This window comes from Bartonella sp. AA89HNZF, assembly GCF_042196905.1.
Taxonomy (GTDB): Bacteria; Pseudomonadota; Alphaproteobacteria; order Rhizobiales; family Rhizobiaceae; genus Bartonella.
In genome coordinates, this window is record NZ_JBHIRD010000002.1 from 230,415 (window position 1) to 256,916 (window position 26,502).

Below are 26,502 nucleotides of genomic sequence, written 5' to 3' on the forward strand. Positions count from 1 at the left end.
AAAAAATAGGGTTAATTGTTACATTATTCTCACTTACTTATAAAATATAGGGCGTAAGAGACAGTAAGGAAACCATAATGAAATATTGAAAATACTGACGGAGTTTTTTGTAGTGAAAAATTTAAGATTTGCTTCCTGCAATCTATTTTTCACATAAATTTATAGTGTAACGCCTATAGAATTTTTTAAAGCTCGTTTTCTTCAAGGAGAGAAAAAATCTCTATCTACAGAATGTTTTTGTCTAATCAAATAAAATAGATTGTTTTTACGATCAATGATGGATACAGCCGTGAATACAATGGGAAAATGATAAGAAGAATTTACTATAAGATACAAGTTTTTAGCTTAAACCGCGTAATACAATGATTTGAGATAAGATACATCTAAAAGGATCGGTGCATAATATCGTCCATGGAGTCAATAAATGAAAGAGTTGCGATTTTATAATACGCTAACACGTAAAAAAGAAAAATTTACACCAATAGATGCGACAAGAGTACGCCTTTATGTTTGTGGACCGACAATTTATGATTATGCGCATATAGGAAATGCACGTCCTGTTATTGTTTTTGATATTTTATTTCGCTTATTGCGTCATGTTTATGGCAATGAGCATGTTCTATATGCACGTAATATTACAGATGTCGATGATAAAATTAATGCACGAGCAGCTAGCGAATATCCAAACGTATCATTGAATGAGGCTATTCGTCACTTAACAGAACGTACATATTCTCAGTTTCAACAAGATACAATAGCACTTGGTTGTCTATTGCCAACCAGTCAGCCGCGCGCAACCGAGCATTTAGAGGAGATGCGCTCTTTAATTGAAAGGTTGCTTGAAAAGGGGCACGCTTATGAAGCGGAAAATCATATATTATTTTCTGTAAGTAGTATAAAAAATCCTCCCCATTATGGGGCATTTGCAAATCGTTCTTTAGATGAAATGAGGGCGGGGGCACGTATTGATGTTGCTGCTTATAAAAGGGAAGAGATGGATTTTGTTTTATGGAAGCCTTCTGAGGAAGGAGAACCAGGTTGGAAATCACCGGGCGGAATTCCTGTTTTAGGTCGTCCAGGTTGGCATATTGAATGTTCTGCAATGTCAATGGCAAAGTTATTAGCGCCCTATGGTGGTGGTTTAACTTGTGATGATCCGACCGCCAATATTTTTGATATCCATGGTGGTGGACTTGATTTAATTTTTCCTCATCATGAAAATGAGATTGCACAAAGTTGTTCAGCTTTTGGGACGGAGCGAATGGCTAATTTTTGGATGCATAACGGCTTTTTACAAGTTGAAGGTAAAAAGATGTCGAAAAGCTTTGGCAATTTCATAACTATTCGTTCTGTTTTAGAGAATAATTTTTTGGAGTTTAATGGTATTTTATCCGATGAAATGAAGCAAAATTGGGCTGGTTTGTCTGCGCGTTTTTCGATGTTGCAAACACATTATCGTGAACCATTAAATTGGACAGCACAGCGTTTAATACAATCGAGCAGCGAACTGTATCGTTGGTATGAATTGCTTCGCAGCAAAAAGAGTGAGATGAAAAACAATGAAGTAGTTGATGATACTTTGATAGATGCACTTAGTGATGATCTTAATACTCCAAAAGCACTGACTCTTTTGCGAAAATTTTATAAAGAAGGAGATGCTTTGGCTCTTGTTAATGGGATGAATTTATTAGGACTGTTACGAAAAGAATGGATTAAAGAAATAGACTGCCCATTATTTACAAGAAAAACTTTTCTTGATTCAAAATTTATTGATCAGCGCATTGCCGAAAGACTACAGCTTATCCATAATAAAGAGTGGGAAGCTGCGGATATAATTCGTGATGAGCTTGCAGCTGAGGGGGTTCTTTTAAAAGATAGTAAGGATCCGCAGAGTGGTAAGCGCATAACCGTGTGGGAAATAAAGCGACACTAATGTCTCTATTCCAGCAGCTCTCATGAAAAAGGAGAATATGATGGAATTTTTATATCATTATGGGTATGTCGCACTAAAATTAGTTGTAGGCCTTATCGCTTTCCTCTTGATTTTAAGAACCACAGGTCGTGGTAGTCTTAGTCAAATGACGCCAGTTGATTTGGTAAGTAATTTTGTGATGGGAAGTATCATTGGAGGCGTTATTTATAGTCCGGATGTTAGCAGTATTCAATTATTGATCGTCTTATTTATTTGGCAGACTTTGGTCACAACTCTTAATTTTCTGATGCGCTATTCAGTTTTTTTTCGTCGTCTCATTGCAGGACGTCATATTGCATTGGTTTTAGACGGAGTATTTCAAGTGGATAAGATTAAAAACTTAGGTATCAGTGTGAATGATCTGATTACAATGTTGCGTATTAAAGGCTGTAGTTTACACGAAGCTGCTTTCGTTCGTTTAGAAACCAATGGCGATTGTTCCGTTATTAAAAAGGAAGAAGGAAAGAAGTCTATCATTTTAATACAAAATGGCGAAATTCTTGATAAGGGGCTGAAAGAGATTGGTAAAACAAAAAAGTGGCTTCATGCAGAACTGAAAAAAAAGCATGTAAAAGTTGAAAGTTTATTTGCAGCAGAGTGGTATGAGAATACAGACCCAAATAATAAATTATATAGTGGATTATTTCTTGTTCCTCTTTCAAAAACAGTCTAACTTCAAACAACGAGTAGGTATAGCTTATTGGAAGCATAATGAAGAGATGAACCTATAAACAACCACAGGGGGGTGTTTTGCCTTTTTCGTGTGGATGATAGAGAAGTAAGGGCTTTATGAAACGTGATGAAATAACAAAAACTGTATCATCAGATACGGGGAAAACTCTGCGCACACTTTACAATTTATGGCCTTATATGTGGCCAGTAGATCGGCGTGATCTAAAAATGCGTGTGCTATGGGCAATATTTTATCTTGTTTTGGCCAAGTTCGTTCTCATATCTGTACCGTATTTCTTTAAATATTCTACGAATGTGCTTGATGCCAGCTTTCAGTTACCTGAATGGTTTCCATCCAATTGGATTATTCCCATCATGCTCGTTTTGGCGTACAATGTTGCACGTATTATGCAGGCTGGATTAAATCAATTACGCGATTCTCTTTTTGCCACTGTTGGTCAATATGCTGTTCGTCAATTAGCTTATAAAACCTTTGTACATATTCATGAATTATCTTTGCGATTTCATTTGGAACGCCGAACTGGTGGGCTTTCTCGCGTGATTGAGCGTGGTACAAAAGGAATTGAAGCTATCGTAAGATTTTCAATTCTCAATACAATACCGACAGTTTTAGAATTTATATTAACAGCACTTGTATTTTACATAAGTTATGGGTGGTATTATCTTCTCATCGTTGTTGTAACGGTTGGGTTATATACCTTGTTTACCATTAAGGCGAGTGATTGGCGCATTCGTATTCGGCAACAAATGAATACAGCGGATACTGAGGCGAATACGCGCGCTGTTGATTCTCTCTTGAATTTTGAAACGGTCAAGTATTTTAGCAATGAAACTCTAGAAGCTGATCGTTTCAATGCTTCTATGGTATGTTATGAAAAAGCCGCAACAAAGATTTGGACATCGTTAAGCTGGCTTAATTTTGGTCAGGCTCTTATCTTTGGTATTGGAATGACGATCATAATGCTGATGTCAGCTTATGAAGTTTATTATAAGACACAAACTTTAGGAGACTTTGTTTTTATTAATGCACTTTTAATGCAACTTTCTATTCCACTGAATTTTATTGGTTCAATTTATCGTGATGTTCGGCAAGGTTTAACGGATATTGAAGCGATGTTTGATCTTTTAGATGTTCAACAGGAGATTGTTGATAAATCGGACGCCAAACCGTTAGAGATAAGCGATGGAACCATTCGTTTTCATCAGGTAAAGTTTTCCTATGATTCGACGCGTCAGATTCTTCGAGATATTGATTTTGAAGTCTCTGGAGGAAAAACAGTCGCTATTGTTGGTCCATCGGGTGCAGGGAAATCAACTATTTCTCGGTTGCTTTTTCGGTTTTATGATGTTGATTCGGGCTCTATTACAATTGACGGGCAGGATATTCGTGATGTAACACAAAAAAGTTTGCGCGAAGCGATAGGCATGGTACCACAAGATACGGTGTTATTTAATGATACAATTGCCTATAATATTTGCTATGGGCGTCCAAGTGCTACAGATGAAGAGATGCGCAAAGCTGCTGAAATGGCACAGATCTCAAAATTTATTGAGATATTACCAGAAGGTTTTCAATCTATGGTAGGAGAGCGTGGTCTCAAATTATCAGGTGGTGAAAAACAACGTGTGGCTATTGCACGGACACTCTTAAAAGCCCCCCCACTTCTTATTCTAGATGAAGCAACAGCGGCTCTTGATACGGCGACAGAACAGGAAATTCAACAAGCATTGGATATTGTAAGCCGTGGACGTACAACATTGATTATTGCTCACCGTCTTTCTACGGTTATCAATGCTGATGAAATTTTGGTTCTTAAAAGTGGTCGTATTATTGAAAATGGGACACATACAGAGCTTTTACGCAAGAAAGGTCTCTATGCTTCAATGTGGAATAAGCAGCTTGAAGCATCGCAAGCTGAAGAAAAATTACGTAAAATGCGTGAAGAAGATGAGACGAGTGTTGTTAATCGTAAAAAATAAATAGAGCAAAATGTAATCTATATCTTTATATGGAGTGATTGATTAAATACATAAAAAGACACAAGAGGAACAAAAAGCTTTGTTGCTTGTTTAAGTTTACGATGAATAGGAAATTATATGAGTATTCTGCAATCTTTCCATAATAGCTTTGTACCGGTTCATAAAGAAGGTTATCCTTTTATTGTAGCGTTTTTTGTTATTTCGCTCATTCTTGGTTGGATATGGAGTCCGTTTTTTTGGTTTGGTCTCGTTCTCACGGTGTGGTGTATATACTTTTTCCGTGATCCAGATCGTGTGATCCCTTTGAATTCAAATTGGGTGATGTCGCCTGCTGATGGGCGTATTTCATGTGTGGAATCATGTGTTCCACCTGAAGAATTAGGTTTAGGGAAAGATGAAATGATCCGTATTTCTATTTTTATGGATGTTTTTTCATGCCATATTAATCGTATTCCTATCAGTGGTACAGTAGAGTCTATCGTTTATCATCCAGGTCGATTTACCAATGCTGACTTTGATAAAGCTAGTCAGTTTAATGAGCGTAATGGGGTGGTAATTGATAGCAAACATGGTAAAATTGGTATCGTACAAATAGCGGGAATGGTTGCGCGCCGGATTGTTTGCTGGTCAAAAGAAAACGATGCCGTTATGACTGGTGAGCGATTTGGATTGATTCGTTTTGGTTCTCGCCTTGATACTTATATACCGACTGAAATGAAATTGCGTGTTGCAGTTGGACAGACAGCAATTGCTGGAGAAACGGTTTTGGGTTCTTTTGATGATAAGAGTGCCACAACGGACTTCAGATACGATTAGGACTCACAATGAAAAATTTTTCGCCATTTTCTTCATTCAATCCTGAGGGGCAGCATGATGATGTTGCAAATCGGCGGCGTTCACCTACATCAATGCGGTATGTCATTCCTAATATCATTACTATTTTAGCCATTTGTGCAGGGATGAGCAGCATTCGTTTGGCTTTTGAACATCGCTATGAAGCTGCTATTTTAATGGTGCTTCTGGCCGCAGTTTTAGATGGTGCTGATGGTCGCATTGCCCGTTTAATAGATGGTAGTTCATCTTTTGGGGCACAGATGGATTCTCTTGCTGATGTTATAAATTTTGGTGTTACCCCTGCACTCATTGTTTATTCTTTTATCTTGAATCAAGCGAATCATATTGGGTGGGTTGCTGCCCTTGTTTATTGTGTTGCTTGTTGTTTGCGATTAGCACGTTTTAATGTGATGTTAGATAATCCCAATATACCTAAGTGGCAGAAAAGTTATTTTGTTGGTGTTCCAGCACCAGCAGGAGCATTATTGCTTTTATTGCCTACTTATTTAGGCACTCTTGGTTTGGTTCCCAATTGGGGGTGGGCATTATTTTTTAGTCTTTATACTGTAATTATTGCTTTTCTTTTGATTAGTCGTTTACCAGTATGGAATGCAAAAACAATTGATCAAAATTTAAGGCGCGATATCGTTATACCGTGCATGTTGGTCATTGTTATTTATGTCGGTTTTCTTGCGACTTACACATGGAAAACTTTATTGATTACAGCGGTTAGCTATATGATTTTTCTCCCCTGTAGTTTTATCGCTTATAATAAACGTGCTACTTTAGAAGAGAAAAAGACTGATGCTAAAGCTATCCAAGAATCATAAAGTGTCTCATTCTTCTGTTGAGAAGCACAGGAAAAAGAGAGAGTCAAAAGATTTACTTCTCATATGATGATCAATCAGGTATATGATAATCTACAAACCGATTTTTACGGACATTAAAGAGTTTTCCAGTTTCTTTTAAATCAGGTGATAACAAATGGATTATCTTTTTTGCAATCTCTTGTGGTGAAGGGAGAGTTTGTGGATCTTCACCGGGCATAGCTTCAGCGCGCATGGCAGTGCGTGTGGCACCAGGGTTGACACAATTAATCTTAATAGGGGTTTGTTTGAGTTCTTCTGCCCAACAGCGGGCAATCACCTCTAAAGCCGCTTTAGAGGCTGCATAAGCTCCCCAGAAAGGGCGCGCAGCATGCGCAACGGTTGAGGATAACAGGATGGCTCGTCCAGCGTCAGATTCACGTAATAAAGGCTCAACGGCTTTCATTAAGCGCCATTGGCTGAAAAGATTTATTTGAAAAACATCTTCAAATACTGTGTTTTCAATATGTGCTATTGGTGAGAGTGTTCCAAGAATTCCTGCGTTTGCGACGATAATATCAAGTTTTTTCCAGCGTTTGGCAATTGAGATAGCAAGGGTATCGATGTTTTCCATATGATGCAAGTCAAGGGGAACAAGAGTTGCATGAGCCCCTTTTTTTCGGATTTGATTGTCCAATTCAGTAAGTCCACTGACTGTTCGTGCAAGAGCAATAATATGAGCGCCGCGTGCAGCAAGCTCGAGTGCCAAATAATAGCCAATCCCTCTTGATGCGCCAGTAACAAGTGCAACACGCCTATGGAGACTAAAGTCACGTTTTGTCATCATTAATCTCTTGTTTTTAGAACAGATGATTGATGAATTTTGGAGAGATTTTCTTGATCAACCAGATGCGTAGGATAATATCCAGTAAAATAATGGTCAGTAAATTGTGGATCGGCGTTATTTCGTTTTTCCCCTGCTACAGCAAGATATAATCCATCCGTTGAAAGAAATTCTAATGAATCCGCTCCAATAAAATCACACATAGATTTTAAATCTGGATATTGATTTGCTAAAAGGTTTTCAGCTTTAGGTGTATCAATACCATAAAAGTCAGGATAAAAAATCATAGGGCTAGAAATGCGCATATGAACTTCTTTTGCTCCTGCATCGCGAAGCATTCGTACAATTTTAAGGGATGTTGTTCCACGGACAATAGAGTCATCAACCAGAATAACACGTTTTCCTTCAATCACAGGACGGTTTGCCGAATGTTTTAACTTGACGCCAAAAGCGCGAATTTGTTGTGTTGGTTCGATAAAAGTGCGGCCAACATAGTGATTACGAATAATACCAAGCTCGAAGGGAATTCCAATTTCTTGTGCATAGCCAATTGCGGCAGGCGTTCCTCCATCAGGAACAGGAACCACAACATCACCCTCACAAGGGGCTTCCTGTGCTAAACGGATTCCCATATTTTTGCGTGTTGTATAAACACTACGTCCTCCAACGATTGAGTCCGGACGGGCAAAATAAACATATTCAAACAAGCAAAGTTTTTCTGGTTTTGTATTTTCTGGTTTTATAATTTTTTTCGTAATTTCCCCATTTTTTTGTATTTCACATATGATGATTTCTCCATTTTTAACATCACGGACATATTTTGCTCCAATAATATCAAGAGCACAAGTTTCAGAACAAAAGATAGGCTTACCATCAAGTTCCCCCATCACGAGAGGTCTAATTCCTGTTGGATCGCGTGCCGCAATAAGCTTTGTACGTGTGAGCGCTAACATAGCATACCCACCTTCTACTTGCCGAATCGCATCAACAAAACGATCAGAGGACGATTCATAACGTGAGCGGGCGATAAGATGGAGAAAAACTTCTGAATCTGACGTTGATTGACAGATAGCACCAGAAGCGATGAGTTCACGGCGTAATGTGAGACCATTGGTAAGATTACCATTATGCGCAATAGCAATACCTCCAACTTTCAATTCAGCAAAAAGGGGTTGAACATTGCGTAATGCCACTTCTCCAGTTGTTGAATAACGGGTATGTCCAATAGCACGATTTCCTGGTAAGCGCGCAAGTGTTGCAGGGTTTGTATAGTGATCGCCAACAAGACCTAAATGCTTTTCTTGATGAAATATTTTATTATGGTAAGAAACAATCCCAGCTGCTTCTTGCCCACGATGCTGAAGTGCGTGGAGTCCAAGAGCTGTTAATGTTGCGGCATCTTCATGCCCAAGAATACCAAAAACTCCACATTCTTCATGAAGGGTATCATCATCTAATGAAAATTCTTGACAGAAAACATCGCTTTTTATCATCATATTCTTTCAGTTGTGATATGGAGGAATCATTAATATCACATTTTACATCATTTAGTTTTCTTTCCTCATGAAAAACTATTCTCTATTTTTTGAAAATTATCTTTTCATGAGAGTGTTGCTCATACGTATGTTTATTGCTGTCTTTAAACAAATTTTCCGTCTTTTCGAGAACAGATCCAATATCTTTGGGGAGTATTTCCCAAACTTTTTGTCCCAATGAATCTAAAATAGGTCTTGTTTTTGCATTTTTTAACCAATTCGCTTGAAGATCGGGTTTAATCAGTGCATTAATCAGCAACATACCGATGACCATGATAAGTAAACCACGAAGTGCTCCAAAAATAAAACCAATAGCACGGTCAAGAATACCAATTCGACTATCAATAATAAAATCAGAGATCTTCATTGTAATAATTGAAGTAATAATGAGAACAATAATAAAAATTGTGACCAATGTTGTGATCAATGCAATCATTTTATTAGAGAGATATTGTTCAAAGAAAGGTAAGACAGGTTTGAATAAAAACAGTGTCGTAACAGCTGCAACTGCCCAAGAAATCAACGATAACACTTCACGTGAAAATCCTCGAAGCATAGCAAGAAAAGCGGACAACAGGATGATTACTACGACAATTCCATCAAGGATTGTTATGATCATTTGTTTGTTCCTTATACATAAAGTTGTGTTCTTTTAAGTCTGTGTGCAAATATATTTTTTGTTATGCCATTTTTTGTTCTTATAGCAAGGATCTTTTGTATTTTATAGAGTTTTTTCTATATTATCATATCTGTGGTACAGATCATTTTTTACTTACAGTAAGAGTAGCAACGAGTTCGGGAAGGTCGGAGAAAGTTTTTTGTTGAAAGTTGAGCGAATTCATCATTTCGGTTGTTGTTGTGGGGTGAAAGGCTCCCTGAAAGCCGAGTTTTTTTGCTTCATTGATGCGCTGTGCTGAATGTGCAACAGCGCGGGTAGCTCCTGAAAGACTGACTTCACCAAAATATACATAATTTGTTGGCAAAGGAATATTGGCAAGAGAGGATACCAAAGCAGCGGCTACAGCTAAATCAGCAGCGGGTTCTGATATGCGATATCCACCTGCCACGTTCAGATAGACATCATGCTGTCCAAAACGAATGCCACAATGGGCTTCTAAAACGGCAAGAATCATAGAAAGACGATTTCCATCCCATCCGACAACTGCACGTCTTGGTGTTCCAAGGGAAGAAGGAGCAACAAGCGCTTGAATTTCTACGAGTATCGGGCGTGTTCCTTCCATGCCGGCGAAAACAGCAGCGCCTGGTGCTTTTTCATTACGTTCTCCTAAGAACAATTCGGATGGATTTATCACTTCGCGTAATCCTTTATCAGACATTTCAAAGACACCAATTTCATCTGTTGGCCCGAAGCGATTTTTTACAGTTCTAAGAATGCGATAATGATGTCCACCTTCACCCTCAAAATAGAGAACGCCATCAACCATATGTTCAACGACTCGAGGACCAGCAATTTGTCCATCTTTTGTAACATGCCCAACAAGAACAACGGCGGCTCCTGTTTTCTTGGCAAAGCGGATCATTGCCTGAGCACCGATACGTACTTGTGTGACAGTGCCAGGTGCTGAATCTGCTGTATCTGACCATAGGGTTTGAATCGAATCGATAATCACCATATCAAGGTTTTTATGTTCGCTTAAGGTTGCCAGAATATCTTCAACATTGGTTTCAGCAGCAAGTTTCACTTCTGTATTGTTAGCTTCAAGCCTTTGTGCGCGCAGACAAATTTGCGCAATAGCCTCTTCACCTGAAACATAGATGACATTATATCCTTTACGTGATAAAGCAGCAGCTGTTTGTGTTAGCAATGTTGATTTACCAATACCCGGATCACCTCCAACAAGGAGTGCTGATCCACGGACAAAGCCCCCACCGGTAACACGATCAAGTTCAGCAATACCAGAATGAATACGTGGAGCATCTTCGATATTTCCAGAAAGAGATGTGAGTGTGACAATGCGTCCTTTACGAGCATTCTGCTTAGGACCACTTCCTATGCCGCCATTTATATTTTCTTCAACAAGAGAATTCCATTCCCCACAGGCGCTACATTTCCCTGCCCAACGAGAATGGATGGTTCCGCAATTTTGACAGATAAATTGAATACGGTTGCGTGCCATGTCGATTTAGCCAATTTTCTCTGGAAGATAATTGCTATCAGCCAAATCACTAAAGCGTGTGAAGTCAGATTGAAAGGCAAGGGGAACGATTCCTGTCGGCCCATGGCGATGTTTTGCAATAATAACATCAGCTTTTCCAAAAGCTTTGTCCATTATTTCTAGCCATTTCATATGTTCAAGGCTACCGAACTTTGGTTCTTCATTTTTGAGGTAATATTCTTCACGATAGACAAATAAAACGATGTCGGCATCTTGCTCAATAGAACCAAATCCACCTAAATCTAAAAGTTTTGGACGTTTATCTGTTCTGTTTTCAACTTGATGTGAAAGTTGTGAAAGAGCAATAATAGGGATATTTAATTCTTTAGCTAAGGCTTTTAATTCTGCAGTGATTTCTTGAATACGATATTCAGATGTGTATTTTAAATCACTTGTCATGAGTTGGATATAATCAATAATTAAGACATTCAAACCATGTTTTTGCTTGAGACGCCGAGCACGGGCAGCCAGTTGTGAAACTGATATTCCTCCAGTTTGATCAATATAAAGGGGTGCCTTTTGGAGCTGATTTACCGTACGAATAATTTTTGAAAATTGTTCATCTGAAATATGACCACGTCGAATATCAGAAGAAGAGACTTCCGTTTGTTCAGAAATAATACGTGTTGCAAGCTGCTCTGAGGACATTTCAAGTGAGAAGAATCCTACAACGCTGCCTTCATTTTCTTGGATATTACCATTATGATTATAAGCATTGGCAATATTAAAGGCAATATTGGTAGCAAGTGAAGTTTTACCCATACCAGGGCGCCCTGCAAGGATAATTAAATCGGATGGTTGTAATCCTCCTATTTTTTCATCAAGTGTTTGAATATGAGTCGCTATCCCTGATATTTGCGAAGAGCGCTTTTTTGCAGCACCTGCTATATCAATAACTCTTTTAATAGCTTCATCAAGACTGTCAAATCCACTATCGCAGTCTTCTTTTTTTTCTAGCATAATTACACATTTTCCTTTTGTTAGATATCAGTTTTTATGCAATTTTATATCAAGAATATTTTGCATGTTATAGAATTTTCTCTGTGCTGTAGTATTTAAAACACTGCTTGTTTTTTATATTGCGGTAATTAGGGTAATTTTTCAGATAGATTAGAAAATATTTTTGTTAAAAGGTTAGAGATTGTCCTATAAAGGGGAAATTTTCTGATATTTTACATAATAGCCAGCCTTGCGCAACAGCAGCAATTATTTTTGAATTTAAAAACAAGAAAATGAGTGTCTTGTGAGAAGGAGTTTTTTTAAAGAAGGAACAATATAGAAAGATTTAGATTAGCTATGGATTTTAATATATGTACCCCACTTACAACATTAAGAGATGTGTTATCATTTCGTGCAAGAAGAATGTTATTAAATAGCAAATAACGGCGGCTAGAATCATTGAAAAATGATTCTTTGTAAGAAATTATCATTCTTGATAAGAACTACATTTTTTTAATGAGAAGGATGGTTTCACAATTTTGACAGATAAATTGAATACGATTACGCGCGTCATGGTGGTTTAGCCAATTTGCTCTGGAAGATAATTGCTATCAGCCAAATCACTAAAGCGTGTGAAGTCAGATTGAAAGGCAAGGGGCACGATTCCTGTCGGCCCATGGCGCTGTTTTGCAATAATAACATCAGCTTTTCCAAAAGCTTTATCCATTATTTCTTGCCATTTTTGATGTTCCAAAGTATTTAGTTTTGGTTCTTCATTTTTGAGATAATATTCTTCGCGATAGACAAACAGAACGATGTCGGCATCTTGCTCAATTGAACCAGATTCACGTAAATCTGAAAGCTGTGGGCGTTTATCGGTTCTATTTTCTACTTGACGTGAAAGTTGAGAGAGAGCGATAATAGGAATATTCAATTCTTTCGCTAATGCTTTTAATCCTGTGGTAATTTCTGTGATCTCTTGAACACGATTTTCTGATGAACGCTTTGAACTGCTTGTCATGAGTTGGATATAGTCAATAAACAAGATATCTAAACCATGTTGCCGCTTGAGACGCCGCGCACGAGCAGCTAATTGCGTAATTGATATTCCCCCAGTTTGATCAATATAAAGGGGTGCCTTTTGTAGTTGGTTCACCGCACGAATAATTTTTGAAAATTGTTCATCTGAAATATTGCCACGCCGAATATCAGAAGAAGAGACTTCTGTTTGTTCAGAAATAATACGGGTTGCAAGCTGTTCGGATGACATCTCAAGTGAGAAGAATCCCACAATGCCGCCTTCATTTTCTTGGATATTGGCATTACGATTATAAGCATTAGCAATATTAAAGGCAATATTGGTAGCCAGTGAGGTTTTACCCATACCAGGGCGGCCCGCAAGGATAATTAAGTCAGATGCTTGTAATCCTCCCATTTTTTCATCAAGTGTTTTAATATGGGTGGCTATCCCTGATAATTGTGAAGAGCGCTTTTTCGCAGCACTTGCCATATCGATAGCTTTTTTAATGGCCTCATTAAAATTTTCAAATCCACCTCCATATTTCCCTTTTTCTGCTAGCTCAAATAACTGATTTTCAACAGTTTCAATTTGTTGGGTAGGCGTGAGTTCTACAGGAGCATCAAAGGCTGTATTGACAACTTGAGTTCCAAGGTTAATCAAAGATCGTCGGATAAAGAGATCGTAAATGACGCGTCCATAATCTTCAGCGTTAATAATAGTGACTGCCTCTGTGGCTAAGCGAACAACATATTGGTATACAGTAATATCTCCAATTTTCTCTTCCATTTGGATATAGGGTTTGATTGTAACTGGATCTACACGTTTTCCTATTTTAATAAGGTGAGATAAAACATGATAAATTTTTTGATGCAATGGTTCAAAAAAATGTTCTGGTTTTAGAAAATCTGAAACGCGGTCAAGAGAATCATTGTTGATAAAGATGGCACCAAGCAATGCCTGTTCAGCTTCAATATTATGCGGAAGTTGCCGAAAAGAAGGAGAATCCTCTTTCTTTGAAGAGCTGACATTAACAACGTTAGTTTCTTCCATAATATTTTTCCACTAAAATTCTAAGTCTAGCTACTTTAGGTGATAAATTGAAAATCGTATAATTAAAAGAATAGAGCTACAAATCTTCATTTTAAGTTAAAATTATATAATTTTTTAAAACTCTCTTTCGTTCCTCATTTATCATTTGTGTATTATTTATATAACGTCTATCTATTTTATTTTATAATATGTGATTTTAAAGTGGAAGTTTTTCTACTCTAAATTTAAGTATTTTTAAGTTACTTAACCTTAAAATTCCAATATCTGTTTAAGTAGAATTATTTTTTTATAACTGAAATTATTTCAGATCATGTGAGGATATAATCAGCCTAACGCTCATATAAACTTTATCCTTAAGGGTAAAACTTTAAATTATTTTTGCTTTATATGCTGGAAAACAAAAGACATTTCCTCTTAGTGATATTATCATTCTCGGCATGTAATGCTTTTAAATAGTATATTTCTAATTCTTTCATAAAAATTAGGTTCTTTACGTACGATAGTCATAAAATACTCACTTTTAAAGTGTGAGTATTTTATGAGCGATATTTAAAATGGAATAAAAAATATAAAACAGAAAGAAAAAATAGCAATTAAGCTTCTTGATGAGAACTGTTTATATCGTTGTCATTAATTTCTTCTGCCAATAATTCTTCCTGACTTTCTTCTAATAATTCTTCTTGAATATTATATATTTCTTTAGCCGAAGTGAGAGTTTCACCTTCTGCTTGGCGTTGTGCTTCACTGGTAGAACGCGCAACGTTAATAATCACAGAAATTTGAACTTCTGGATGTAAACTAAGAGTGATAGTGTGAAGACCGATCATTTTTATTGGATGATTAAGTTCGATTTGATTTCTTCCAATAGAAAAGCCTTCATCTGTTATGATTTCAGCAATATCACGTGTTGACACAGAACCATAAAGTTGTCCCGTTTCACCAGCAGAACGAACAACAATGAATGATTGTCCATCAAGTTTTTCAGCAATTTTTTGCGCTTCGCTTTTGCGTTCAAGATTACGTGCTTCAAGTTGTGCACGTTGTATCTCAAAATGTTTTTTATTAGCTTCATTTGCGCGTAAAGCTTTACCTTGAGGCAAGAGAAAATTACGCGCATAACCATCTTTAACTGAGACAATATCACCCATCTGACCAAGACGAGGAATGCGCTCAAGTAAAATAATATCCATAGTTTTTCCTTTCGAACAAATAAATTTAGTGGAGTTTTTTGCGTGATTGAAAATTGTATTGAATAGCAGCCCAAATTCCCATCAAAAGCATCATGAAAACAATAGGTGGAGTAAAAACGACTGTTAAAATAGCAATATAAACAAGAGAAAGTATAATAATCCGACCGTTTACCCCTTTTGTAATATTGTGAAGATATGCTAGACCGCTAATTAATATGATGACAGTGTATGCAGTACTAAAGACAAGTGTACTCAAGTTGAGAGAAGCGCTCAACTCAACCATCGATGCTATGCAAACAATAATAAAAATAATAATTCCAGAAATTGGAAGGCGGAGAGTTTGGCTCCAATCATCACGGGGTCTTTTCAGCCATTTCATATGTTGTGCTGCTATCATGGAAAAGTAAAGGTTACCAATGAGAAAAACCAAACTATAAATAGTCAAAGAAAAAGCAGTAAAAGTTGCTGTATGCGTCATTAAAAGCTCATTAAAAGCGCGTATATCGGCTTCTTTTATTGACTGTGTTTGTTGCAGAGTTTGTGCTATGTTTTCGGTGATTTTTTTTGCAACGATGGGTGTGGAAGGACGTGTTTGAACATAGAGCCCAATGAAAGTTGCTATAAGAGCGATAAAATTAGTTAAATGAAAAATAACCGATGATAATGGATACCACATCAGTTCGTTTTCTTTTTGCGCTGGTCGTGCAAGCCCAAGAAGCCAAGAAGCATAGACAGCAGGAAGGAAAAATAAGAACATAAAGCCAAGAGCAATATAGGTATTAGTGGTTATGATAAGAACAACAGTGGCACTTATGAGGGCGATGAGACTGGCTAATGTTCCTTGACCGAACGCAACAATAAAAATTGGCAATGAAAGAAAGCAGCCAAGAAGAAGAGAAAAAAAGGGCGCGATATTTGCAACACTGATGATTGCCATTCCTATCACAACAGCAAATAATCCTGCCAAAATACCGGTTAATATCTCATAAGTACGATTTTTTTTCATTTATTGCTGTCCTGCTTTCTGCAGTTAGAGGCGTGTCAATACCCCAACTTTGACATTTAATAGCTTAACATAGGATACAACAAGCTATTTTTTAACCATATAAGAAAAGCAACTGGATAAACTCTCCAGTTGCATAGCGTATTGATCGCTTACTTTATAACGTACGGAAGTAAGCCTAAAAAGCGAGCACGTTTGATAGCGTTAGCTAATTCACGCTGTCTTTTTTGACTAACAGCTGTAATCCGTGAAGGAACAATTTTTCCACGTTCAGAGATATAACGTTGTAACAATTTGATATCTTTATAATCAATTTTCGGTGCATTAACTCCTGAAAAAGGACATGTTTTGCGACGGCGATGAAAGGGGCGACGTGCAGAGTTTTGATTAGTATCAGTCATCATTCTACTCCTTCTATAGCATTTTCACGTTGACGACGCGGGGAACGAGAACGCTCCTCATCATGACCAATGTGGCTATTGCGATCAAGATGTGAGAGCATAGCAGATTTTTCTTTTTCATGTTTTTCTACACGAATGGTCATGTAACGCAAAACATCCTCATTGATGCGCATCTGACGCTCCATTTCAGCAATTGCTGTAGCTGGTGCATCAATATTGACCAATACATAATAAGCCTTACGGTTTTTTCGAATACGGTAAGCAAGAGGACGAAGTCCCCAATTTTCTACACGCCCAACTTTTCCACCCTGCGCTTCAATGACACCTTTGTAGAGACTCAAAAGTTCATCAACTTGTTGCGGTGCAATGTCTTGTCGAGCAAGGAACATATGTTCATAAAGAGCCATTGTTTTGCCTTTCTTCAATTAAATTCCACCGGTTTTAGCGCAAAGCCTCTGCGACTTGTCTTTTTTGGAAATCCAAAGAAGAAAGGACGCGTTTACAATTCGAGACATCTCAGAGCGGAGATACGGGAGGCCGGAAACATTGTATTTCCTACTGATATTTTACAGCCCTCCGTTCAACCTCCAGCTAAAGTACCGGCAACGAACACTCCATATCTACAGGTTATCTTTAAAAATAGCAAGTTTACGCACATAAAAAAATTGATTTATTAAATCTTGATATATTTTCAATATATTTCCCTCTTCTACAAAGAGATAGTTCTGTAACACTATAAAAATAAGGAGAGAAAAATGGACTTTTTAAACCAGATTGATGTTTCACTCTTTGAAATGTTTGTCGGCAATCATCAATCTTGGTCGATTTTAGTTTTGTTTAGCATTTTTTGTGCAAAGTTTTTAATTTACATCATTCCTATTCATCTTTTTGCGTTGTGGTTTTGTGGTAGAGAAAGGGAACGATGTGTCGTGCTAAGCACTTGCATGAGCATTTGTACTTCTCTTTTCATAGGCTATCTCATTTCTCTTTTTTACTTTCATCCACGCCCATTCGTTGTAGGGCTGACAACACCCCTGATTCAACATCGTGCAACAGCTTCTTTTCCTAGTAATCATGCCTTGACCATTGCATCTTATACAGCTAACTTTTATTTTTACCGATACAAAGTGGCTTTTAGATTTGCTGTGGTGTTTTTATTCTTAATCTGTTGGGCGCGCATCTTTGTGGGTGTACATTACCCTTTTGATATTTTAGCAGGTATAGTTTTAGGAAGTCTTATAAGTTTGAGTGTTATTCAGTTTATAGCACCATATTTTCCTAAGTTTTTATATCAAATTCCACCCTTAAAATATAATTTTAAGTGTGGTATTCGTTTTAAATAAAGGGCTTTATCTTGATTTGTGCGGATGAATAAGGTCAAAAGAAAATAATTTAATTGTACAGTTTTAGGAGTTGATAAATGGGTGCAGCTTTTGTTTTTCCAGGGCAGGGGAGTCAACTTGTTGGTATGGGGAAAGCGCTTGCAGAGCAATTTGTTGCAGCGCGGATGGTTTTCGAGGAAGTTGATGATGCTTTGGGTGAGAAATTATCAAAGATCATTTTTGAAGGACCAGCAAATGTTTTAACGTTAACAGCAAATGCACAACCGGCATTAATGGCTGTATCTATGGCTGTCATTCGTGTGATGAAACAATTAGGGCTTCGTATAGAAGAAAAGGTAAGATTTGTTGCTGGCCATTCTTTAGGCGAATATTCGGCTCTTTGTGCTGCTGGTACATTTACTCTCACAGATACGGCAAGACTTTTGCGTATTCGTGGCAATGCTATGCAGGCTGCTGTTGCGGTTGGTGAAGGTTCTATGGCTGCATTGATTGGTTTGGAAGAGCACATTGTGGAAGAAATTTGCGAAACTGTTTCTGGAGAAGGACTATGTCAGATTGCTAATGATAATGGTGGTGGGCAAATTGTTATTTCCGGTAAAGCAAAAGCAGTTGAGGCAGCGGTAGAGATTGCATCAACAAAAGGTGCAAAACGTGCACTTCTTCTTCCTGTTTCTGCACCTTTTCATTCATCTTTAATGCAACCTGCTGCTGATGCCATGAAGAAAGCACTTTTGACTGTTAACAAAATGTCCCCTATTGTTCCTTTGATTGCCAATGTTTCTGTTGCACCTGAGAGCAATCCAGAGCGTATTACTACTCTTCTTGTCCAACAAGTGACTGGGAGGGTGCGATGGCGTGAAACAATAGAATGGATCGCTGCGAATGGGGTTGATACGCTTTTTGAAGTTGGTTCTGGAAAAGTATTAACAGGTTTAACGCGTCGTATTAACAAAGATATAAAGGGGGTAACAATTGGAACAGTTGATGAAATAGAATCAGCGCTAGGCATGCTTGGCGTTTAATCTATAAGGAGTTAAAAAATGTTTAGATTAACAGGGCGTAAAGCTCTTGTAACGGGGGCTTCGGGAGAAATTGGTGAGGCAATTGCACGCTGCTTTCATGCACAAGGAGCCATTGTTGGACTTCATGGAACACGTGAAGAAAAGCTCAGAGAAGTGGCGGCAGAATTAGGGCAGAATGTTTTTGTATTTCCCGCTAATCTTTCTGAACGCCAATCGATTAAACAATTGGCTGAAGTTGCAGAGAGAAAAATGGATGGCGTCGATATTTTGGTTAACAATGCCGGAATCACTAGGGATGGTCTTTTTGTGCGTATGCAAGATAAAGACTGGGATGATGTTTTAGAAGTTAACCTAACAGCTGCTTCTCTTTTGACGCGTGAATTAATACATTCTATGATGCGCCGCCGTTATGGAAGAATTATTAACATTACATCTGTTGTTGGTGTTGTGGGAAATCCTGGACAAACGAATTACTGTGCTGCAAAAGCAGGCTTGATAGGTTTTTCTAAAGCATTGGCACAAGAAATTGCTTCGCGAAATATCACTGTCAATTGTATTGCTCCAGGATTTATTAAATCTGCAATGACAGACAAGCTTAATGAAAAGCAAAAAGAAGCCATTATGGCTGCGATTCCAATGAAGCGTATGGGAAGTGGGCAAGAAATAGCCACTGCTGCTGTTTATTTAGCAAGCGATGAAGCAGCCTATACGACAGGTCAAACACTCCATATCAATGGTGGAATGGCAATGATATGAGTATTTATTTTATTCCACATTGATTTATGAATTGTATTATTTTAGATAGTAACGATTGAAATGGATAGATGCATCTATTTCTTTAATATGGTCGTTAATCAATTGATGTCGGAATGTCAGATTGGTTCATTTTGTAGGGGATATCCACAGGATGTTTTAAATCATTACTAAAATCTTTTAAAGTAATGCATCTATTGCTTGATTAGATGAACCGATATAGTTAACCAAATTATAGGAAATATAAATTCGAGGATTTCAACATGAGTGATACAGTAGAGCGCGTTAAGAAAATTATCGTGGAACATCTTGGGGTTAATGCTGATAAAGTTGTAGAAAATGCAAGCTTTATCGATGATCTAGGGGCTGATAGCCTTGATACGGTTGAACTCGTTATGGCTTTTGAAGAAGAGTTTGGGGTAGAAATTCCAGATGAAGCTGCTGAAACGATTTTCACCGTTGGTGATGCAGTCAAGTTCATTGATAAAGCTTCTGCGTGATTACTAAAGGGCAAAGGCATAAATTGCTTTTGCCTATATTCTTCGGAGTTCTTTTGAAAAGAGAGCTTTGAGAGGTGAAGTTTAGTTCAAGGTTAGAAGTTATGAGACGTGTTGTTGTTACTGGTTTAGGATTGGTATCTCCATTAGCTGGTAATATTGAATATAGTTGGAAACGACTTCTTGAAGGAAGAAGTGGTGTCCGACGTATCACTGAATTTGATGTATCAGATTTGCCATGCCAGATTGCTGCGCGTATCCCCTTAGGGGATGGAACAGAGGGGACCTATAATGCTGATTTGTATATGGAACCTAAGGAGCAACGTAAAGTTGATGCATTTATTGTTTATGCAATGGCTGCTGCTAACCAAGCGCTTGCAGATGCCGAATGGTTTCCTAAGAGTGATGAAGATCAGATTTGTACAGGTGTGTTAATTGGTTCGGGAATTGGGGGAGTTGAGGGCATTGTTGAAGCTGGTTATACGCTTCGTGATAAGGGCCCACGTCGTGTTTCTCCCTTTTTTATTCCAGGTCGTTTGATTAATCTTGCTTCTGGTTATGTGTCTATTCAATATGGTTTACGGGGGCCTAATCATTCTGTTGTAACGGCTTGTTCGACAGGGGCGCATGCGATTGGTGATGCGGCACGTTTGATTATGTTTGGTGATGCAGATGTCATGGTGGCAGGGGGGACTGAATCTCCGATAAATCGGATATCTCTTGCAGGTTTTGCAGCTTGTAGAGCTCTTTCTACTTGTCGCAATGATGATCCTGAACGGGCGTCACGTCCTTATGATACTGATCGTGATGGTTTTGTGATGGGGGAAGGAGCAGCTGTTGTTGTTTTAGAAGAGCTGGAACATGCCAAAAAACGAGGGGCGCGTATTTATGCTGAGATTATTGGCTATGGTTTATCTGGTGACGCTTACCACATTACAGCACCTTCAGAAAGTGGTGAAGGGGCTCAGCGTAGTATGATAGCTGCTCTTAAGCGTGCACAAGTGAATGTGAGTGAACTTGATTATATTAATGCTCATGGTACATCTACGATGGCTGATTCCATAGAGCTAGCGGCTGTTGAGCGTGTTTTAGGGAGTTATGCACCACAAGTTTCTATGTCATCAACGAAATCATCTATCGGGCATTTACTTGGTGCAGCCGGTGCTGCTGAGGCTATTTTTTCTATTTTAGCTATACGGGATAATATAGCCCCAGCGACACTGAATCTTGACAATCCATCGATTGAAACAAAAATCGACCTTGTACCACACAAACCGCGTGAACGAAAGATTGATACGATTCTTTCTAATTCTTTTGGATTTGGTGGGACAAATGCATCGTTGGTGATACAACGTTTTAGAGGATAATAAGTATTTTTATTTAATTTCTTCTTTTGAGTTTTCTACTTTATTATAAGGTGAATGAGAAATTATAATATTATCCTTAATCGCTATGAGGGGTTATGTCCGATGTGAAAAATGGAAAACCATTAAAGGACGTAAGTGATTCCTCTTCGAATCATTTAGCAGATAGTTATGACATGTTAATACATAAAAAACGAAAGAAATCATCTATCGTCCGTAATCCATTGGTTGTTCTCGGTAATTTTTTTCTTATGCTGATTGTGATTATTCTTTTTGGCATAAGTATTCCTCTTTATATTGGAAAAAGTATTTTTGAAGAAAAGGGAAAAATTGAGGAAGAACAAATTGTTCTTATCCATCCTGGTACCGGAATTCGTGAAATTGCTTCATTGCTAGAAAAACGTGGTTTCATTCGATCATCAGATATCTTTGTTTATGGGGTTGGTTATCACCAAAAAACAACGCATCTGAAGGCTGGTGAATATTTAATTCCAGCTCATGCTTCGATGCAGGATATTATGGATATTCTTGTGAAAGGAAAATCTATAGAGTATACATTTACAGTACCTGAAGGTTTAACGGTTCAGCAAGTTTTCGATCGATTAGCTGCGAATGAAATTTTGATTGGAGACCTTCCAAAAAATTTGCCTCCAGAAGGCTGTTTAATGACGGATACTGTTCGTTTTATTCGGGGGACAACGCGTAAAGAGATTGTAAACAGATTGCGTGAAGGACAGACAAAATTAATTCATGCTATATGGGCTACGCGTTCACCTGATTTACCTATTAAATCAATTGATGAATTTGTTATATTAGCCTCAATTGTTGAGAAAGAAACGGGAATTGCAGCAGAAAGACCAATGGTTGCTGCGGTATTTTATAACCGCCTTACAAAGCATATGCGTCTTCAATCGGATCCAACAGTAATTTATGGTCTCTTCGGAGGAAAAGGAAAACCATCCGGTCGTGCGATTTATCGTTCAGATCTTGAGAAGGAAACACCCTATAATACTTATAAAATTAATGGTTTGCCTCCAACGGCTATTGCAAATCCAGGTCGAGATTCTTTGAAAGCGGTAGCACATCCACCAAGCAGTGATGCACTTTATTTTGTTGCTGATGGTTCAGGAGGGCATGTCTTTTCTCGAACTTTAGAAGAACATAATATGAATGTTCGCAAGTGGCGAGAATTAAAGGCAAGACATTAAATTTATAATAATAACGTATCTGTTTGCATCGTAAAATGAAAATCCAAAGTATAGTAAAATTTTTTTATAAGAATTATAAAAATCATTTTCTTGTATGCTACAAGAGAGCTTAGCGTATGGATAAAAATATTTAAGAAAGAAATAAATATACTGCTAATAAATTATTTTAATGGAAGAACAGGATAACATTGAGATCTAGCTGCTAAAGCAAATACCATTGGTTGGGAGAAATATTGAGGTAATGTATTATTTAAATTTTGAAGAAAAATTTATAAACAAAGTAGAGTGGTGTGATGACAGCCTTTGAAAGTAAATTCAATGCCATAAAAACAAATCAACGCCGCGGTTTTTTATTTATTCTCTCTTCACCTTCAGGCGCTGGTAAATCAACAATTTCTCGATTACTTCTAAAAGAGGGACAATTAGAGCTTTCCGTAAGTATGACCACAAGGAAAAGGCGTCCTAGTGAAGTAGATGGGCTGCATTATTACTTTATTTCAAAGGAAGAGTTTAAATATAAGCGTGATAGGGATGAATTTATTGAGTGGGCAGAAGTTCACGGGAATTATTATGGCACTTTACGTGAAACTGTTGAAAAAGCATTGAATACCGGCCGTGATATGCTATTTGATATTGATTATCAGGGTACTAAGCAGCTGCAAAAAAAAATGCTAGGAGACACTGTATCTGTTTTTATTCTTCCACCATCAATGAAAGAGCTTGTTTCGCGTTTACATCGTCGAGCCGAAGATAGTCAAGATATCATCAATTTACGATTGGAAAATGCACGAACGGAATTGAAGCATTGGCATTCTTATGATTATGTCGTGATTAACGAAGATTTAGATCAGTCTTTATCTTTGATTAAGTCAATTTATTTAGCTGAAACCACAAAACGCGAGCGCTGTTCTTATCTTGCCTCTTTTGTTGATGGGCTTATTGCTGAAAAGATCGATAAATGCCTTTATTAAAAAAGAATGCAAAACAAAAAGTGCATTTTTTAGAGCACTAGATGCGCTAAAGTTACAAATTCAGAAACCGAGAGTGTTTCAGCACGGCGTCTTCCATCAATTCCAGCTTTTTCTAACAGCTCTTCACCTCCAAGTGTTTTGAGATTTTGACGAAGCATTTTTCGTCTTTGTCCAAAAGCAGTTTTTGTAATGAGGCTTAGTTTTTGTGCAGAGCAGGCAAGAGGGCGGGGGCGCGGAATAATATGAACAACGGAAGAGGTTACTTTAGGCGCTGGTATAAAGGCTTGAGGTGGAACATCAAAAGCAATTTTAGCAACGGTACGCCAGCCAGCTAAAACACTAAGGCGTCCATAGTGAGCAGAGTGAGGTTGAGCCGTAATCCGTTTGGCAACTTCACGTTGGAACATCAATGTCATTGACTCATAAAAAGGAGGCCATGGTTCAGACAAAAGCCAATTTAATAAGAGTTGTGTTCCAATATTATAGGGAAGGTTTGCAATAATGCGTGGTTTTTCTAGGCTTGTTTCAAAGAGTTTTGAGAAATCTTGCTTCAGAGCATCATTACAAATAAGTTTTAATTTTTGAGGATAGTGTTTTTCTATTTCTAAGAGAGCCGGTATACAACGCTCATCGCGTTCTATTGCTATTACAATGGCGCCCTTTGCCAGCAAGGCACGTGTGAGACCTCCAGGACCAGGCCCAACTTCAATAACAGGTTTTCCTTCTATATTTCCTGCTTGATGAGCAATTTTAGAGGTTAAATTAAGATCAAAAAGAAAATTTTGCCCCAAAGATTTATGTGCTTGTAATCCATATATATCAATAACCTCACGTAGAGGAGGAAGATTATCTATTGGCATGGGTTCAAACTATTTTTTGCAAGTTGATTTGCAAGTTTAAGAGCAGCAATAAAGCTTTCGGGAGAGGCTATCCCTTTATCAGCAATGTCAAAAGCAGTCCCGTGATCTGGAGACGTACGAATAAAAGGTAAACCTAATGTAACATTAACGGTGGTATCAAAGTCTAATGTTTTAACAGGGATAAGGGCTTGATCATGATACATACAAATGGCAACGTCATATGCCTTTCTTGCGCATTCATGGAACATTGTGTCGGCAGGCAGCGGGCCTGCAATATTGAGTCCTTTCTTTTTAAGATATTCAATAGCAGGAGTGATAACTTCAATATCTTCTTTTCCCATTGCACCTCCTTCTCCAGCATGAGGATTAAGACCAGCAACAGCTAGTCGGGGTGATGTTATTTTAAACCGTGTTTTTAAGTCACATTCAGTAATAAGTACCGTTTGAATAATTAAATCACGGGTAAGCTGTGAAGGAACATCTTTGAATGGAATATGAACAGTAATTGGTACCGTTTTTAATCGAGGTCCTGCTAACATCATAACGGGATGATAACATTTATGAAAAGCTTTATATGCCAAATCGGCTAAAAATTCTGTATGACCTGGAAATTGAAAACCAGCATCATAAAGATTTTTTTTTGCAATAGGACAAGTGATTAGTGCACATGCATGGCCATTTTGAATCAATTGAACACTGCGTTTAATCGCTTCAATGATTCCAGCAGCATTATTCGATGAAGGTATACCTAATTGATCACTTTGTTTGTTTTTTAACGGTATGATAGGAAGAGCGTTTTGAAAATTTTTTGTAGGATTATTGATTAAAACAGATTGCACCTCAACATCAATCTGTAAAAAACGAGCGCGCGAACGAATAATATCTGGATCAGCAAGAAGTACAAAAGGTGGAATTTTATGCGTAACACGCAAATTCCACGCTTTTAGTACTATTTCAGGACCAATTCCGGCAGGATCACCACCGCTAACAACAAGAATAGCCATTATGAATTTTGAATACGCGCCACTCGGCGCAGTTCTTCTAAATATTTGTCGCTTAATTCTTCAAGTTTTTGCGGGCTTCTTTTTTTACTATCTTGAAGAGAAAAGATCAGCCGAGCGACATAATCATCAGAAACTCTCTTTATTTTGCAGACAGCAATTGCTTCGATTCCATCAGATGTTTCTTGTAATTTTGTCATTTTTCCAGCAGGTGTTGCAAGAATAGCTTGTTCCCATGCACTGGGGAGTTGGGGCTCCAGAAACTTTCCTAAGTGACGGATAGTAACGTCTAAAATACCTTTTGCTTGATTGTGAGCATTTGCACATCCACGGAAATGTGCGCGAAAATTACTTGCTTCTCTTTGACGTCTTTCAAAGATTTCTGAACGACGATGTGCTGGAATGACAAAAACAATTCTCTGTAATGTATATTCGTTGGTTGAAGGTTTTACACCACCATTTTTTAATATTCTGCGTACAGCTTCTTGTTCACTAATCATACCTGTTTCAGATTGATAGCGTGCGCTAACAAGACGTCCCCATCCTATTTGTCCACGGATGTAATCTTTAAAGTGTTGCACAGTGATATCAGTTTGGATCAGAATCTGGTTGAGCTGATCAATCGTCATATTATTTTGTGTTGCAAAATTCTCAAAAGCTTTATCAACTTCATCATTGCTTACTTCAATATTAAGACGTTTTATTTCAATATTTTTTAGCTTTTCGTCAACAAGCTCTTTTTTAGCCTGTGCCACCAAATTGCCTTGCTTTTGTTGTAATCTGAGAAAAGCAAGGCGCCTTTGTATATCATAATTTGTGATGGGGTTGCCATTAACTGTAACAACAATAGAAGTCTGCGCAAAGACTGTCGGAATCAAAAATCCATTTATTAACAGGCTACTTACGCTCAAAGACGCAATATAAAATAAAGCAAGAAAACGCTTTTTCAATTTATTCATATAAATAGGCTTTCGCATTGTTTATTAATTCTCATCAACAACTTAAAATACACGCTTTCTTTCATAAAAACAATGATAA

Annotated in this window: 24 protein-coding genes and 1 pseudogene; 12 read left to right on the forward strand and 13 right to left on the reverse strand. The window is 37.7% G+C overall.

Annotated elements, in window-relative coordinates:
- Window positions 1-424 precede the first annotated feature (424 nt).
- The 5 genes from cysS (at window position 425) to pssA (ending at window position 6,309) form a co-directional block, all read left to right on the forward strand.
- Window positions 425-1,933, forward strand: a complete 1,509-nt coding sequence (cysS, locus tag ACFIN0_RS01935; RefSeq protein ID WP_375610155.1) for a cysteine--tRNA ligase — start codon at window positions 425-427, stop codon at window positions 1,931-1,933.
- Window positions 1,934-1,973: 40 nt separating this feature from the next.
- Window positions 1,974-2,645, forward strand: coding sequence for a DUF421 domain-containing protein (locus tag ACFIN0_RS01940; protein ID WP_375609162.1), 672 nt, complete (start codon window positions 1,974-1,976; stop codon window positions 2,643-2,645).
- A gap of 116 nt (window positions 2,646-2,761) precedes the next feature.
- Window positions 2,762-4,645, forward strand: a complete 1,884-nt coding sequence (locus ACFIN0_RS01945) for an ABCB family ABC transporter ATP-binding protein/permease (RefSeq protein WP_375610156.1) — start codon at window positions 2,762-2,764, stop codon at window positions 4,643-4,645.
- A 117-nt stretch (window positions 4,646-4,762) separates the two neighbouring features.
- Window positions 4,763-5,461: a phosphatidylserine decarboxylase gene (locus tag ACFIN0_RS01950; RefSeq protein WP_375701802.1), complete on the forward strand. Its 699-nt coding sequence runs from the start codon at window positions 4,763-4,765 to the stop codon at window positions 5,459-5,461.
- An 8-nt stretch (window positions 5,462-5,469) separates the two neighbouring features.
- The gene (gene pssA, locus ACFIN0_RS01955; protein ID WP_375610158.1) at window positions 5,470-6,309 is read left to right on the forward strand and encodes a CDP-diacylglycerol--serine O-phosphatidyltransferase; all 840 of its coding nucleotides are present in this window, start codon (window positions 5,470-5,472) and stop codon (window positions 6,307-6,309) included.
- 70 nt (window positions 6,310-6,379) lie between these two features.
- Here the strand turns inward: pssA and ACFIN0_RS01960 are convergent, their stop codons facing one another.
- The 10 genes and pseudogenes from ACFIN0_RS01960 to rpsF form a co-directional block, all read right to left on the reverse strand.
- Complete coding sequence (locus ACFIN0_RS01960; protein ID WP_375606470.1) at window positions 6,380-7,129, reverse strand: SDR family NAD(P)-dependent oxidoreductase; 750 nt, start codon at window positions 7,127-7,129, stop codon at window positions 6,380-6,382.
- 2 nt (window positions 7,130-7,131) lie between these two features.
- On the reverse strand, window positions 7,132-8,625 hold the full coding sequence (gene purF, locus ACFIN0_RS01965) for an amidophosphoribosyltransferase (protein ID WP_375610159.1): 1,494 nt from the start codon (window positions 8,623-8,625) through the stop codon (window positions 7,132-7,134).
- An 82-nt stretch (window positions 8,626-8,707) separates the two neighbouring features.
- Window positions 8,708-9,283 carry a CvpA family protein gene (locus ACFIN0_RS01970; RefSeq protein WP_375606294.1) on the reverse strand — a complete coding sequence of 192 codons (576 nt, stop codon included), beginning with the start codon at window positions 9,281-9,283 and terminating at the stop codon, window positions 8,708-8,710.
- A gap of 142 nt (window positions 9,284-9,425) precedes the next feature.
- On the reverse strand, window positions 9,426-10,802 hold the full coding sequence (gene radA / locus ACFIN0_RS01975; protein ID WP_375610160.1) for a DNA repair protein RadA: 1,377 nt from the start codon (window positions 10,800-10,802) through the stop codon (window positions 9,426-9,428).
- Window positions 10,803-10,808: 6 nt separating this feature from the next.
- Window positions 10,809-11,798 (reverse strand): annotated as a pseudogene (locus ACFIN0_RS01980) (DnaB-like helicase C-terminal domain-containing protein); the annotation flags it as partial.
- 562 nt (window positions 11,799-12,360) lie between these two features.
- Window positions 12,361-13,851 carry a replicative DNA helicase gene (locus ACFIN0_RS01985; protein WP_375701803.1) on the reverse strand — a complete coding sequence of 497 codons (1,491 nt, stop codon included), beginning with the start codon at window positions 13,849-13,851 and terminating at the stop codon, window positions 12,361-12,363.
- A gap of 593 nt (window positions 13,852-14,444) precedes the next feature.
- Complete coding sequence (gene rplI, locus ACFIN0_RS01990; RefSeq protein ID WP_375611229.1) at window positions 14,445-15,041, reverse strand: 50S ribosomal protein L9; 597 nt, start codon at window positions 15,039-15,041, stop codon at window positions 14,445-14,447.
- A 25-nt stretch (window positions 15,042-15,066) separates the two neighbouring features.
- On the reverse strand, window positions 15,067-16,047 hold the full coding sequence (locus ACFIN0_RS01995) for a hypothetical protein (RefSeq protein WP_375606291.1): 981 nt from the start codon (window positions 16,045-16,047) through the stop codon (window positions 15,067-15,069).
- Between the two features lie 149 nt (window positions 16,048-16,196).
- Window positions 16,197-16,445, reverse strand: a complete 249-nt coding sequence (rpsR, locus tag ACFIN0_RS02000) for a 30S ribosomal protein S18 (protein ID WP_375606469.1) — start codon at window positions 16,443-16,445, stop codon at window positions 16,197-16,199.
- Window positions 16,445-16,852 (reverse strand): 30S ribosomal protein S6, encoded by a 408-nt coding sequence (gene rpsF / locus ACFIN0_RS02005; RefSeq protein ID WP_375606290.1) that lies wholly within the window; start codon window positions 16,850-16,852, stop codon window positions 16,445-16,447. The genes rpsR and rpsF overlap by 1 nt, the downstream gene beginning before the upstream one ends.
- A gap of 348 nt (window positions 16,853-17,200) precedes the next feature.
- Here rpsF and ACFIN0_RS02010 point away from each other — a divergent pair, with 348 nt between their 5' ends.
- From ACFIN0_RS02010 to gmk, 7 genes are all read left to right on the forward strand, one after another.
- Window positions 17,201-17,788 (forward strand): undecaprenyl-diphosphatase, encoded by a 588-nt coding sequence (locus tag ACFIN0_RS02010; protein ID WP_375606289.1) that lies wholly within the window; start codon window positions 17,201-17,203, stop codon window positions 17,786-17,788.
- A gap of 77 nt (window positions 17,789-17,865) precedes the next feature.
- Window positions 17,866-18,810 (forward strand): ACP S-malonyltransferase, encoded by a 945-nt coding sequence (gene fabD, locus ACFIN0_RS02015; RefSeq protein WP_375610162.1) that lies wholly within the window; start codon window positions 17,866-17,868, stop codon window positions 18,808-18,810.
- 18 nt (window positions 18,811-18,828) lie between these two features.
- Window positions 18,829-19,566, forward strand: a complete 738-nt coding sequence (fabG, locus tag ACFIN0_RS02020) for a 3-oxoacyl-[acyl-carrier-protein] reductase (protein WP_375614390.1) — start codon at window positions 18,829-18,831, stop codon at window positions 19,564-19,566.
- A gap of 260 nt (window positions 19,567-19,826) precedes the next feature.
- Complete coding sequence (locus tag ACFIN0_RS02025; RefSeq protein WP_004860281.1) at window positions 19,827-20,063, forward strand: acyl carrier protein; 237 nt, start codon at window positions 19,827-19,829, stop codon at window positions 20,061-20,063.
- Window positions 20,064-20,164: 101 nt separating this feature from the next.
- Window positions 20,165-21,427, forward strand: a complete 1,263-nt coding sequence (gene fabF / locus ACFIN0_RS02030; RefSeq protein WP_375610164.1) for a beta-ketoacyl-ACP synthase II — start codon at window positions 20,165-20,167, stop codon at window positions 21,425-21,427.
- A gap of 95 nt (window positions 21,428-21,522) precedes the next feature.
- A complete protein-coding gene (gene mltG, locus ACFIN0_RS02035; RefSeq protein WP_375701804.1) occupies window positions 21,523-22,632 on the forward strand; it encodes an endolytic transglycosylase MltG in 1,110 nt (369 codons plus the stop codon).
- Between the two features lie 293 nt (window positions 22,633-22,925).
- Entirely contained in the window at window positions 22,926-23,603 is a 678-nt protein-coding gene (gene gmk / locus ACFIN0_RS02040) for a guanylate kinase (RefSeq protein ID WP_375610165.1), read from the forward strand.
- Between the two features lie 29 nt (window positions 23,604-23,632).
- On the opposite strand, the gene rsmA is transcribed toward gmk, so the two are convergent.
- Genes rsmA through ACFIN0_RS02055 form a run of 3 tightly spaced genes read right to left on the reverse strand, consistent with a single transcriptional unit; the run spans window position 23,633 to window position 26,423 of the window.
- Entirely contained in the window at window positions 23,633-24,463 is an 831-nt protein-coding gene (gene rsmA, locus ACFIN0_RS02045; protein ID WP_375606284.1) for a 16S rRNA (adenine(1518)-N(6)/adenine(1519)-N(6))-dimethyltransferase RsmA, read from the reverse strand.
- Window positions 24,454-25,467 carry a 4-hydroxythreonine-4-phosphate dehydrogenase PdxA gene (gene pdxA, locus ACFIN0_RS02050; protein ID WP_375701805.1) on the reverse strand — a complete coding sequence of 338 codons (1,014 nt, stop codon included), beginning with the start codon at window positions 25,465-25,467 and terminating at the stop codon, window positions 24,454-24,456. Before pdxA ends, rsmA begins: the two co-directional genes overlap by 10 nt.
- Window positions 25,467-26,423 (reverse strand): SurA N-terminal domain-containing protein, encoded by a 957-nt coding sequence (locus ACFIN0_RS02055; RefSeq protein WP_375606282.1) that lies wholly within the window; start codon window positions 26,421-26,423, stop codon window positions 25,467-25,469. Before ACFIN0_RS02055 ends, pdxA begins: the two co-directional genes overlap by 1 nt.
- Window positions 26,424-26,502 lie beyond the last annotated feature (79 nt).

What these genes read in the sequence shown, in the direction of transcription:
- fabG (WP_375614390.1), top strand. Translation starts at nt 18,829, where the DNA reads ATGTTTAGATTAACAGGGCGTAAAGCTCTTGTAACGGGGGCTTCGGGA.
- ACFIN0_RS02055 (WP_375606282.1), bottom strand. Translation starts at nt 26,423, where the DNA reads ATGAATAAATTGAAAAAGCGTTTTCTTGCTTTATTTTATATTGCGTCT.
- fabD (WP_375610162.1), top strand. Translation starts at nt 17,866, where the DNA reads ATGGGTGCAGCTTTTGTTTTTCCAGGGCAGGGGAGTCAACTTGTTGGT.
- fabF (WP_375610164.1), top strand. Translation starts at nt 20,165, where the DNA reads ATGAGACGTGTTGTTGTTACTGGTTTAGGATTGGTATCTCCATTAGCT.
- rpsF (WP_375606290.1), bottom strand. Translation starts at nt 16,852, where the DNA reads ATGGCTCTTTATGAACATATGTTCCTTGCTCGACAAGACATTGCACCG.
- mltG (WP_375701804.1), top strand. Translation starts at nt 21,523, where the DNA reads ATGTCCGATGTGAAAAATGGAAAACCATTAAAGGACGTAAGTGATTCC.
- ACFIN0_RS01995 (WP_375606291.1), bottom strand. Translation starts at nt 16,047, where the DNA reads ATGAAAAAAAATCGTACTTATGAGATATTAACCGGTATTTTGGCAGGA.
- rplI (WP_375611229.1), bottom strand. Translation starts at nt 15,041, where the DNA reads ATGGATATTATTTTACTTGAGCGCATTCCTCGTCTTGGTCAGATGGGT.
- rsmA (WP_375606284.1), bottom strand. Translation starts at nt 24,463, where the DNA reads ATGCCAATAGATAATCTTCCTCCTCTACGTGAGGTTATTGATATATAT.
- purF (WP_375610159.1), bottom strand. Translation starts at nt 8,625, where the DNA reads ATGATGATAAAAAGCGATGTTTTCTGTCAAGAATTTTCATTAGATGAT.
- ACFIN0_RS01985 (WP_375701803.1), bottom strand. Translation starts at nt 13,851, where the DNA reads ATGGAAGAAACTAACGTTGTTAATGTCAGCTCTTCAAAGAAAGAGGAT.
- ACFIN0_RS01940 (WP_375609162.1), top strand. Translation starts at nt 1,974, where the DNA reads ATGGAATTTTTATATCATTATGGGTATGTCGCACTAAAATTAGTTGTA.
- gmk (WP_375610165.1), top strand. Translation starts at nt 22,926, where the DNA reads ATGACAGCCTTTGAAAGTAAATTCAATGCCATAAAAACAAATCAACGC.
- ACFIN0_RS01960 (WP_375606470.1), bottom strand. Translation starts at nt 7,129, where the DNA reads ATGACAAAACGTGACTTTAGTCTCCATAGGCGTGTTGCACTTGTTACT.
- ACFIN0_RS01945 (WP_375610156.1), top strand. Translation starts at nt 2,762, where the DNA reads ATGAAACGTGATGAAATAACAAAAACTGTATCATCAGATACGGGGAAA.
- ACFIN0_RS01950 (WP_375701802.1), top strand. Translation starts at nt 4,763, where the DNA reads ATGAGTATTCTGCAATCTTTCCATAATAGCTTTGTACCGGTTCATAAA.
- cysS (WP_375610155.1), top strand. Translation starts at nt 425, where the DNA reads ATGAAAGAGTTGCGATTTTATAATACGCTAACACGTAAAAAAGAAAAA.
- pdxA (WP_375701805.1), bottom strand. Translation starts at nt 25,467, where the DNA reads ATGGCTATTCTTGTTGTTAGCGGTGGTGATCCTGCCGGAATTGGTCCT.
- pssA (WP_375610158.1), top strand. Translation starts at nt 5,470, where the DNA reads ATGAAAAATTTTTCGCCATTTTCTTCATTCAATCCTGAGGGGCAGCAT.
- radA (WP_375610160.1), bottom strand. Translation starts at nt 10,802, where the DNA reads ATGGCACGCAACCGTATTCAATTTATCTGTCAAAATTGCGGAACCATC.
- ACFIN0_RS01970 (WP_375606294.1), bottom strand. Translation starts at nt 9,283, where the DNA reads ATGATCATAACAATCCTTGATGGAATTGTCGTAGTAATCATCCTGTTG.
- rpsR (WP_375606469.1), bottom strand. Translation starts at nt 16,445, where the DNA reads ATGACTGATACTAATCAAAACTCTGCACGTCGCCCCTTTCATCGCCGT.
- ACFIN0_RS02025 (WP_004860281.1), top strand. Translation starts at nt 19,827, where the DNA reads ATGAGTGATACAGTAGAGCGCGTTAAGAAAATTATCGTGGAACATCTT.
- ACFIN0_RS02010 (WP_375606289.1), top strand. Translation starts at nt 17,201, where the DNA reads ATGGACTTTTTAAACCAGATTGATGTTTCACTCTTTGAAATGTTTGTC.